At 59.1% G+C, this 9,749-nt stretch carries 10 protein-coding genes and 6 pseudogenes; 15 read left to right on the top strand and 1 reads right to left on the bottom strand.

Annotated elements, in window-relative coordinates:
* The first annotated feature begins 147 nt into the window (after positions 1 to 147).
* From BFQ01_RS19430 to recX, 15 genes and pseudogenes are all read left to right on the top strand, one after another.
* The gene (locus BFQ01_RS19430) at positions 148 to 882 is read left to right on the top strand and encodes a LexA family transcriptional regulator (protein ID WP_083221282.1); all 735 of its coding nucleotides are present in this window, start codon (positions 148 to 150) and stop codon (positions 880 to 882) included.
* Positions 883 to 1,478: 596 nt separating this feature from the next.
* Positions 1,479 to 1,823 carry a phage holin family protein gene (locus BFQ01_RS19425; protein ID WP_027604569.1) on the top strand — a complete coding sequence of 115 codons (345 nt, stop codon included), beginning with the start codon at positions 1,479 to 1,481 and terminating at the stop codon, positions 1,821 to 1,823.
* A gap of 20 nt (positions 1,824 to 1,843) precedes the next feature.
* Positions 1,844 to 2,360, top strand: a pseudogene (locus tag BFQ01_RS19420) (hypothetical protein).
* A 3-nt stretch (positions 2,361 to 2,363) separates the two neighbouring features.
* Positions 2,364 to 2,792: pseudogene (locus BFQ01_RS19415) on the top strand (phage baseplate assembly protein V); the annotation flags it as partial.
* Positions 2,790 to 3,005, top strand: a pseudogene (locus BFQ01_RS32605) (phage baseplate protein); the annotation flags it as partial. The pseudogenes BFQ01_RS19415 and BFQ01_RS32605, both read left to right, overlap by 3 nt.
* A pseudogene (locus BFQ01_RS19410) lies at positions 3,002 to 3,187 on the top strand (baseplate J protein); the annotation flags it as partial. The pseudogenes BFQ01_RS32605 and BFQ01_RS19410, both read left to right, overlap by 4 nt.
* Before the next feature lie 373 nt (positions 3,188 to 3,560).
* Positions 3,561 to 3,812, top strand: a complete 252-nt coding sequence (locus BFQ01_RS31755) for a zinc finger domain-containing protein (RefSeq protein ID WP_242001045.1) — start codon at positions 3,561 to 3,563, stop codon at positions 3,810 to 3,812.
* Complete coding sequence (locus tag BFQ01_RS31750) at positions 3,755 to 4,078, top strand: hypothetical protein (protein WP_074844189.1); 324 nt, start codon at positions 3,755 to 3,757, stop codon at positions 4,076 to 4,078. Before BFQ01_RS31755 ends, BFQ01_RS31750 begins: the two co-directional genes overlap by 58 nt.
* Positions 4,079 to 4,274: 196 nt before the next feature.
* Positions 4,275 to 4,393, top strand: a pseudogene (locus BFQ01_RS31745) (chemotaxis protein); the annotation flags it as partial.
* 231 nt (positions 4,394 to 4,624) lie between these two features.
* Positions 4,625 to 5,023 (top strand): annotated as a pseudogene (locus BFQ01_RS19400) (phage late control D family protein); the annotation flags it as partial.
* Positions 5,024 to 5,045: 22 nt separating this feature from the next.
* Entirely contained in the window at positions 5,046 to 5,603 is a 558-nt protein-coding gene (locus BFQ01_RS19395; RefSeq protein ID WP_065926517.1) for a glycoside hydrolase family 19 protein, read from the top strand.
* Complete coding sequence (locus BFQ01_RS19390) at positions 5,591 to 6,091, top strand: lysis system i-spanin subunit Rz (RefSeq protein WP_065926516.1); 501 nt, start codon at positions 5,591 to 5,593, stop codon at positions 6,089 to 6,091. The genes BFQ01_RS19395 and BFQ01_RS19390 overlap by 13 nt, the downstream gene beginning before the upstream one ends.
* A gap of 81 nt (positions 6,092 to 6,172) precedes the next feature.
* Positions 6,173 to 6,673, top strand: a complete 501-nt coding sequence (locus BFQ01_RS19385; protein ID WP_065926515.1) for a CinA family protein — start codon at positions 6,173 to 6,175, stop codon at positions 6,671 to 6,673.
* 83 nt (positions 6,674 to 6,756) lie between these two features.
* The gene (recA, locus tag BFQ01_RS19380) at positions 6,757 to 7,815 is read left to right on the top strand and encodes a recombinase RecA (protein ID WP_065926514.1); all 1,059 of its coding nucleotides are present in this window, start codon (positions 6,757 to 6,759) and stop codon (positions 7,813 to 7,815) included.
* Positions 7,816 to 7,823: 8 nt separating this feature from the next.
* Positions 7,824 to 8,291: a recombination regulator RecX gene (recX, locus tag BFQ01_RS19375; RefSeq protein ID WP_012722522.1), complete on the top strand. Its 468-nt coding sequence runs from the start codon at positions 7,824 to 7,826 to the stop codon at positions 8,289 to 8,291.
* Positions 8,292 to 8,515: 224 nt separating this feature from the next.
* Here the strand turns inward: recX and BFQ01_RS19370 are convergent, their stop codons facing one another.
* Entirely contained in the window at positions 8,516 to 9,628 is a 1,113-nt protein-coding gene (locus tag BFQ01_RS19370) for an LOG family protein (RefSeq protein ID WP_065926513.1), read from the bottom strand.
* Between the last annotated feature and the right edge of the window lie 121 nt (positions 9,629 to 9,749).

Genomic DNA, 9,749 nt, shown 5'->3' with positions numbered 1-9,749 from the left:
GCGCTGCCGAGCACAATGAATCCCGCGCTGAAGATGCGCTTTCGATTGAAGCAGGTCCACTGAAAGGTATTGCGAGTGCATAATTAATGCATGAATGATGCAAATTAGCATTTGCCAACCCCAAAAACTCCCGTCACTATCGCCGCTATGCAAAAACGCAACGTTTCTATCGTCTTAAGAGAACTGCTGGACCGCGACCGGATCTCCCCCACGGAGCTTCATCGGCGTACTGGCGTGCCTCAATCCACGTTGTCCCGGATTCTCAGCGGCAAGATCGTTGATCCGTCGGATAAACACATCTCGCGTATCGCCGAGTACTTCCGCGTCAGCACCGATCAACTGCGCGGGCGTGCGGCGGTGGGGGCTTTGCGCGATGACGGGCGCGACCCGACGCATTCGGAACTCAAGGATATAAGCCTGTGGGACGATGACACCCCCGTTAATGATGACGAGGTGTCGATCCCCTTTCTGCGCGAGGTTGAATTGGCTGCTGGATCAGGAAGATTCGTCATCGAGGAAAGCGAGAAGGCCAGCCTGCGTTTTGGAAAGCGCAGCCTGCGACATAACGGTGTGCAGTTCGACCAGGCCAAGTGTGTGACGGTGCGCGGCAACAGTATGTTGCCGGTACTGCGCGACGGCGCGACGGTCGGCGTGAATGCTGGCAAAAGTGGCATCGGCGACATCGTCGATGGCGACTTGTATGCCATCAATCACAATGGCCAGCTGCGGGTTAAACAGCTCTATCGCCTGCCTTCCGGGATTCGCCTGCGCAGTTTCAATCGCGATGAACACCCGGATGAGGACTACAGCTTCCAGGATATCCAGGATGAGCAGATCAGCATCCTTGGGCATGTGTTCTGGTGGGGGATGTACGCCCGTTAACCTCCTTGCGTAAGAGAGAGCCCGCCATCGAGCGGGCTTTTTTTCGCCCGTGGAAAATCGCCAAACCCTTTGCCCGCAAGGCATGAAATGCATCAGTGCATTGTCATGGTGAAATAAATGCATTTGTGCATTGACTGTATATGCATACATGCATATCCTTCATCTCAAGCCAGCCAACAAGGCCTGGTGGAGGCGGCAAGGATGCTGCCAAGGAAGACAAGGAAGGCACGCAACATCGGCAAGGACGCCATCAGAGCGATGGCAGGGATGCCAGGCAACACCGGCAAGGATGCCGACGCTCTTTAGTGACACCGCTTCAGCGACAGGCAGCGATGAACCGGCCTTAACGGTTCAGAGGGTTGGCAACTGACCCGGGTGTGCAGCGTAAAGCACCAGAAGCAGTTATCCGGCAGACAGGGATCGTGGTCGGAAAAACATCGAGGAAAGATCCGTACCGCGCCAGTAGCGCCGAAAGATCGACGCTGGACCGCATTACTGAAAAGCCTGGGCAACCGGGCTTTTTGGAATGCCTACCTATACATGGATTTACCCAAAAGCCGGTGCGTTGCCGGCATTGCTCAGCCAGGAGGCGTGACATGACAAACGAGCAGCAAGCGTTAGCGGAAATGCCTATCTGGCTGGTGATCGCACTGGCGCTGATTGGCGGCGTATCCGGCGAAATGTGGCGTGCCGACAAGGAGGGCGCCCGCGGTTGGTCGCTGGTCCGGCGTCTGGCCCTGCGGTCCGGGGCGTGCATGGTCTGCGGGGTTTCGGCATTGATGCTGTGCTACGCCGCCGGCATGTCGATCTGGACCGCCGGCGCCATTGGTTGCCTGACGGCCATGGCCGGCGCAGACGTCGCCATCGGCCTTTATGAACGCTGGGCGGCCAAGCGCATCGGGGTCAACGAAGCGCCGACATCCCGCTCGGATCAGCAGTAACTGCTGCAAGGACGCAACTGATGACACTTATCGAAAAACCCTCCCAACTGCCTGTAGCCATTGAGGGGGCGCTGAAGCGTGCCTTCCCACAATTACAGGTAGGCAACCACCAGGACGTTGGCGGCGCCGGGGATCACACTGGCGTGCTTGATCAGCGTGGAACGCAACGGCCCCGGTGTGCGTTCCCGTGAAGGGCGCAAGGCGCATGCCTTGTCGGTATCACTCAGGGTTACGGTCGCCAGTGCGGCGGCGCCTTTTGACGCGTGCGACCTGGCCAGCCAATTGATGGACCTGGCCCTGGATAACCGCTGGGGCCTGCCGTCGGACCAGTGCGATTTACCCACGGCCGTCGTCGCGGCGCCCTCTGGGCTCGCCAGCGCCGAAACGGACTACGACACCTGGACCGTGTCCTTCACCCAAACCCTCTATCTCGGCCCGTCGTTGCTCGAAGACCCCACCGGCACACCGCTGTTTGCCCGCACCTGGGAAGTCTCGGACATCGACGATCCGGATCAATATCGGCCCCTGCAGGAGTAGTCCATGTTCGACGCATTGTTACGCATGCAACTGGGGCCGATTGTCGAGCGCCTGGCGGAAATGGAAGCCCAGCTCGAAGACCTGTATCGACGCGCGGACAGTTTCTGCCGCATTGGCGTGTGCCAGGAGGTCGACGCTGCCAGCAATACCTGCAAGGTCAGCCATGGTGAGTTGCTTACCCCGGCGATTCGGTTCTTCAACCCCAGCGCCGGTGCGCAGACCGAAACCCGTATTCCGTCGGTGGGCGAGCAATGCCTGTTGCTCAACTACGGTGGTGGGGAAGGGGGCATGCAGTCTGTGGCGCTGTTCGGGCTGAACAGTAGTCTGTTTCCACCGGTGTCCAGCGTGGCCTCGCTGACCCGGCGGCGCCATCAGGATGGCACCCAAAGCGACTACGACGATGCCAGCCACACCTTCAACTGGATTAACGGCTCGATGATCCCGCAACTGCTCGGCCAGAACCTTGGCGATGACCTGTTGATCCTCGCCCAAAGCCACGCCGCGCAAGCGTTCTACAACAGCCAGAACGGCATTGTCGACTTCCAGCCCCAGGTCATCGTCGCCACCCGCCAGGGCGCCGGGTTATTGCTGCGTTTTGCCGGCACCTGGAAAAACCGCCAACAATCCTTCGAGGTTGTGACATGAGCATGCTGATCCCAGGCCAGAACCAACTGGCGGAGCCGGCGATTATCGCGGTCGATGAGTTCGAACCACTGCTGGCGGAGTTCAAGGCGTTTGTCGTCGACTACGTCGCCACCCGCGCGCCGCAGAGCGCGGCCAGACTCAAGGTCAGCCTCGACAACGAAAGCGGACTGCTGACCCAAGCGGCCGCGCAGCAACTGCTGCAAACCTACGCCGACTCCTGCCCTTGCTTGGACGGCCGCGTGAACCCAAGTTGGATCGACTATGCGTTCCACAGCGCCGGTGCGCGCAACTGCAGATACTCGAGCCCTTGAGGCCGATCATGATGATTCACAAAAAACGGCCATTGTGTCGGATTTTTTGTGCCCGGAAGAAAGCAAAAAGCCCCGACAAGTTCAGGGCTTTTTGTTGAGATCGAAAAAAGAGAGGGCGACTCCAGAGGGTGCACTAACACCCTAAGGAGACGCCAGATCGCAGATCTAGCCTGCAAGCCAGCCAGGGCCCTCACTGCTCGCACGAGCGGGACGGAGCCTAGCAGATAAATAAACGGACTTGCAGATGTTGAAAGAATTCAGATGCGGTAACTGCAAAAGACTTCTCGCCCGTACGGGTGGGTTTACAGAGCTCCAGATCAAATGTTCCCGATGCGGGACGTTGAATCATGGGAAGGCCACGAGCCTCGAGCAATCGCCTTTGAGCGACATGAAAGCGGAATCCTCCGCGACAAATCATTCGACTCAACAGGTGAAAACATGGACGCACAACCAATCGGCTCTAAATTGTTTTCTGGCGAATACAGTGCCAGCGTAGTTCAAGTCATCAATCCTGCGATGAACACCAATGGAGCAGTGCTTCGAACGGCTTCTTTCCTCGGTACGCAGTATTCGATCCTCGCAACTGGCACAACCCCCGTCACCGGGGCCACCGACAAGACGAAGCCTGTTGTTTTGGCTTCGGTAGCGGCGACCTACAATGCCTTGCAGTTCCCCGTCACTTTACCGGCGGGGTATGGGCTTTGGATCGCCACTAACTCGGGCTCATCCTCGCTGTTCCTGACCTACGATCTGCTGCCATAAGCGAGACCTGGCCGACTCTAGAGTCGGCCATCTTGTTTGTTACGTAAGCCACGTGAATCTTTCCAATACCCCCGCCATCGTGGGGGGCCTTTTCGTTTTCGGCTCCACCACACCCATTGCTCCAAGCTGGGAGTGCTGCTGGGGCTAACTCATTTGTACAGGTCGTACTTCGGCCACCTTTCTCTATGGAGTGGCGATGGATCCTAACGACCTGGGGCCAGGCACACGTTCGCGTGGCTTGGCGGTACCGGCACTGTTCTGCTCGGTGGTCTGTTATGGCTGAGAAATTTCTCTTCAAGTCAATGTGGTTCAAGGCGTACGCAGCGGTGGCGTAAACGCCGTCGGCTCAGGCCTCAGCACCGCTGTCGGTGGCGCAATCGGTGGTTTGCTCGGCAGCGAGGCAGGCAGTTGGCTCGGTGACAAACTGTTCGGCTCAACGGATCGCCTGCCTGCACCCAATGCGGTGAGCAAGGAACTCAATGCGGCGCGCACGGATAACGTGCAAGTCACCCTCGCCCCGAGTATCCAGATCACCGGTGTAAACCCCGCCCCGGTGAACAAGGCTTTATCACCGCCAAGCTCGACGAAAAATCCCGCTCGAAATACCAAGGCTGCCGTGCCAGTTGGTGGGATGTCTCCGCCGGCAAGCAGCGCGTCGTCCAGGTGGGGAATGCACCGTTCAAAACCTTGCGCCAACGCTACCAGAACGAAGCCGAAGCCCGCGCCGTTGCCGAAGGTGAACTGCGTCGTGTGGGGCGTGAAAATTTGAAGTTGCTGATCGATTGCCCGGGCAATCCATTGTTGGCCGCGGAAGGCCTGTTAGTGCTGGATGAAAGCTGGCCGTCCTATATGCGGGGGCGATGGTCGATAAAGCAGGTGGTTCATGTCGGCGACCCGGCGACGGGATACCGCAGTTCGATCACGGCCGGTGGGTTGTCGATATAGCTACTTTTCGAGAGTAAAACCAATGGTGATAACACTGCCCCAGCTGCTTGACGTTATGCCGGATGCCCGCCTTAGAGCCGGCGTTTTTTTAATGCCCTTGAATGCGGCTTTCGTTCGTTTCGAGATCAACTGTGCGAAGCGCATCGCCGCCTTCCTCGCCCAGATTGGCCACGAATCCGCCGAACTGCGTTACGTCCGTGAACTGGGCAGCGATTACTACCTGAGCAAATACGACACCGGCAGCCTGGCCGCGCGCCTGGGCAATAGCCCCGAAGCGGATGGCGATGGCCAGTTGTACCGTGGCCGAGGACTGATCCAGATCACCGGTCGGCGCAATTACCTGGCATGCAGCCAGGCGCTGTTTGGTGATGATCGTCTTTTACGGGAGCCGATGTTGCTGGAGCAACCGCAAGGGGCGGCTGAGTCGGCCGCCTGGTTCTGGCAGGTCAATGGCCTGAATGAGCTGGCCGACAAGGACCAGTTCACCACCATTACACGGCGTATCAATGGCGGGCTGAATGGGCTGGAGGATCGCTTGCGGCTGTGGGCGCGGGCGAAGGCGGTGTTATGCGTTTCCTAGGGGCCTACCAACTGATCGGTGCTTGCCTGTTGGTGGCGGTGACCTGGCAGGTCCAGGCCTGGCGCTTGGGGGTACAGCTTGAGCGCCAGGCTTCTGTCCATGCACAGGCGCTCAGCCAGCAAAGCCAGGCGGTCTTGCATCAACAACAGGCTGAACAGGACAAACGGCTGGCCCTGGAGCAACAGCTCAGTGCCAGCGACCAACACCATGCTCGGGAGTTGAGCGATGCCCAACGTAACCAGGCTGCTCTGCGCGACCGTCTGGCCACTGCTGATGTGCGGTTGTCAGTCCTTCTCGACGCCACCGAAGCCGCCGATGGCTGCGCAGTGCCAAGTACCACCACCACCGGCGGCCTGGTTCATGCAGCCGCACGAGCCCGACTTGACCCGGCGCATGCTCAGCGAATTATCGGCATCACCGATGCCGGCGACCAAGGACTGATCGCCTTGCGCGCTTGCCAGGCGTATGTGCACGCTGTCGCCCGCTAATCTCTTGTTCCAGTCTGTCGCTTGCATGAGCGATTTGCTCCTGTAGGGTAGGCAAACCCCCGCCCACTTCTGGAGACCGTCGTGAAGGAAATCACTCAACTTGCCGCTGACCTGGGCCGCCGCCTGCAGATGCTCAATGCCCACGTCACCACGGCCGAATCCTGTACCGGTGGCGGTATCGCCGAGGCCATTACGCGGATCCCGGGGAGTTCGGCCTGGTTCGAGGCGGGGTATGTCACCTATTCCAATAGGCAGAAGACCCGGCAGTTGAATGTGCCGGAAACCTTGTTTCCAAAGGTTGGGGCGGTCAGCCAGGAAGTGGTGGAGGCCATGGTGCGCGGCGCCCAGGAGAAAAGCCTGGCGCGCTTTGCCGTGGCGGTCAGCGGTGTGGCGGGGCCCGATGGTGGTTCGGTGGACAAGCCGGTGGGCACCGTGTGGCTGGCCTTTGGCGTTGGCGAGGAGGTCACGGCCGAGCTTGCGCACTTCTCCGGCAACCGCGATGAGGTCCGCCGACAAACGGTGAAGGCCGCGCTGGAGGGCTTGTTGCGACGAGCTGCAGCAGAAATAGAAAATCAGGGGTAGGCGATCTCCGATCTTTGTGGAACAATACTGTCTACTTATACAGGTGTTGGCCGTCAGGCCTTATTGATTACGTGAGGACTTTAATGGACGACAACAAGAAGAAAGCCTTGGCTGCGGCCCTGGGTCAGATCGAACGTCAATTCGGCAAGGGTGCCGTAATGCGTATGGGCGATCACGACCGTCAGGCGATCCCGGCTATTTCCACTGGCTCTCTGGGTCTGGACATCGCGCTCGGCATTGGCGGCCTGCCAAAAGGTCGTATCGTTGAAATCTACGGTCCTGAATCTTCCGGTAAAACCACCCTGACCCTGTCGGTGATTGCCCAGGCGCAAAAAATGGGCGCCACCTGCGCGTTCGTCGACGCCGAGCACGCCCTGGATCCTGAATACGCCGGCAAGCTGGGCGTCAACGTTGATGACCTGCTGGTGTCCCAGCCGGACACCGGTGAGCAAGCCCTGGAAATCACCGACATGCTGGTGCGCTCCAACGCCATCGACGTGATCGTGGTCGACTCCGTGGCAGCCCTGGTACCCAAGGCTGAAATCGAAGGCGAAATGGGCGACATGCATGTGGGCCTGCAAGCCCGCCTGATGTCCCAGGCGCTGCGTAAAATCACCGGTAACATCAAGAACGCCAACTGCCTGGTGATCTTCATCAACCAGATCCGCATGAAGATCGGCGTGATGTTTGGCAGCCCGGAAACCACCACCGGTGGTAACGCGCTGAAGTTCTACGCGTCGGTCCGCCTGGACATCCGCCGTACCGGCGCGGTGAAAGAGGGTGACGAGGTTGTGGGTAGCGAAACCCGCGTCAAGGTCGTGAAAAACAAAGTGGCTCCGCCTTTCCGCCAGGCTGAATTCCAGATTCTCTACGGCAAGGGTATCTACCTGAACGGCGAGATGATCGACCTGGGCGTGCTGCACGGCTTCGTCGAAAAGTCCGGTGCCTGGTATGCCTACAATGGCAGCAAGATCGGTCAGGGCAAGGCCAACTCGGCCAAGTTCCTGGCGGACAACCCGGACATCGCTGCCACGCTTGAGAAGCAGATCCGCGACAAACTGCTGACCCCAACACCAGACGTGAAAGCTGCCGCCAACCGCGAGCCGGTTGAAGAAGTAGAAGAAGCCGACACTGACATCTGAAATAAACGATGACCGTTGTACTGGATACACTTGTCGCTGTTCGGCGCACCGCAATGGACCTGCTCGCTCGCCGCGAGCATGGTCGAGTCGAGCTGACGCGTAAACTGCGTCAGCGCGGTGCGGAACCTGAGATGATCGAAACCGCCCTTGACCGATTGACGGAAGAGGGGCTGCTTTCGGAATCCCGTTATCTCGAAAGTTTTGTCTCCTACCGAGCCCGGTCCGGCTATGGCCCGGCGCGTATTCGCGAAGAGCTGAGCCAGCGCGGTTTACAGCGCGCCGATATCGACCTTGCCTTGCGTGAGTGCGGTATCAGTTGGCAGGCGCAGTTGGAGGACACCTGGCGCCGCAAATTCTCGGGTCATCTCCCCATTGATGCCAGGGAACGCGCCAAGCAGGGACGCTTCTTGAGTTATCGCGGTTTTTCGATGGAAATGATCAGCCGCTTATTAAGTGGCCGAGACATGGATGACTGAACACCTTGTTGTGCGGTGAACGGCCTTGTTGTGTGGTGAATGGGCTTGTTATGGCGAGCGGGCTTGCTTGTGGTGAGCGGGCTTGCCCCGCGCTGGGCTGCGAAGCAGCCCCAATAGCCTCACCTTCGATCTAAACCTGAAACACCAAACCTGAAGTCCCCAAAAAAGGCCCGCTATGAAAATAGCGGGCCTTTTTGCGTTTCTGGATCCTGCGTTTCTGGATTTCACGCCGGCTGCGGCGCTACCCGCTGTTGCGTCTTCCCCTGAGCCTGCGCCCAGTTCTCCGGCAAGTTGATGTAATCCACCAGCTCCCGTAACCGGCCCTGGTCGCGGCCATTGAAGTTGAACACCAACCGCGTCAAATGGCTGAACTTCGGCTCATCATGCTCCTCACCGGTATAGGCAAGCTGCTGGAATTCTCCGCTCAACCGCAGGCTGGCAAATTCACTCTGCAAATGAGCCAGCGCTCGATCGCTGAGCGGGTGATTCATGCGCACCACAAACTCACGTTTCAACCAGCGCGTGGAATGGAAGTTGGCATAGAACTGATTGATCTCTTCCACTGCCTCTTCAGCGCTGTACACCAGGCGTACCAGCTTGAGGTCGGTGGGCAGGATGTAGCGATTGGCTTCCAGCTGGCTACGGATAAAGTCCAGGGCGCCTTGCCAGAAACCGCCACCGGGCGCATCCAGCAACACTACCGGCACCAGCGGGCTTTTGCCGGTCTGGATCAGGGTCAATACTTCCAGGGCTTCATCCAGGGTGCCGAAACCACCCGGGCACAACACCAGCGCATCGGCTTCCTTGACGAAGAACAGCTTGCGGGTAAAGAAGAAGTGGAAGGACAGCAGGTTCTCGGTGCCATCGATGGTCGGGTTGGCATGCTGTTCAAACGGCAGGGTGATATTGAACCCCAGGCTGTGCTCCAGGCCTGCCCCTTCGTGGGCCGCCGCCATGATGCCGCCGCCACCACCGGTGATTACCATCAGGTCCGAACGGGCCAGTGCGGCACCCACCTCGCGGGCCAAGGCGTACAGTGGGCTTTCCACCGGGGTGCGTGCCGAGCCGAACACCGTGACCTTGCGGCGCCCCTTGAACTGTTCGAGTACGCGGAAGGCGTGGTCCAGTTCGCGAATGGCTTGCAAGGTGATCTTGGCGTTCCAGCGGTTGCGGTCGTCCTGGGCCATGCGCAGCACGGTCAGGATCATGTCGCGATACAGGGGGATATTCGGGCTGTTGGGGGCGATCTGCTGGAGCTGAGCTTCAACCTGTTGCGTAAGGTCGGCCCCGTTTTCTTCAAAATGCCGGAGCAGGCGGTCATTCGGTTCGTAAGGCATTCAACTTCTCCTTCTTCACAGAGGCTGGGCCAACGGCGAGAGATTCGTCCGGGGGCCACGACACTGCATGTGTCGCTGCATACCAAGGCATTGCACGTGTTCGCCAGGCAGCAAACGGGCT

It is taken from the genome of Pseudomonas sp. 8 R 14 (genome assembly GCF_900005955.1).
Lineage (GTDB): Bacteria > Pseudomonadota > Gammaproteobacteria > Pseudomonadales > Pseudomonadaceae > Aquipseudomonas > Aquipseudomonas marginalis.
The sequence above is the reverse complement of the archived record's forward strand: the minus strand, read 5'-3'. Positions and strand labels throughout refer to the sequence as shown.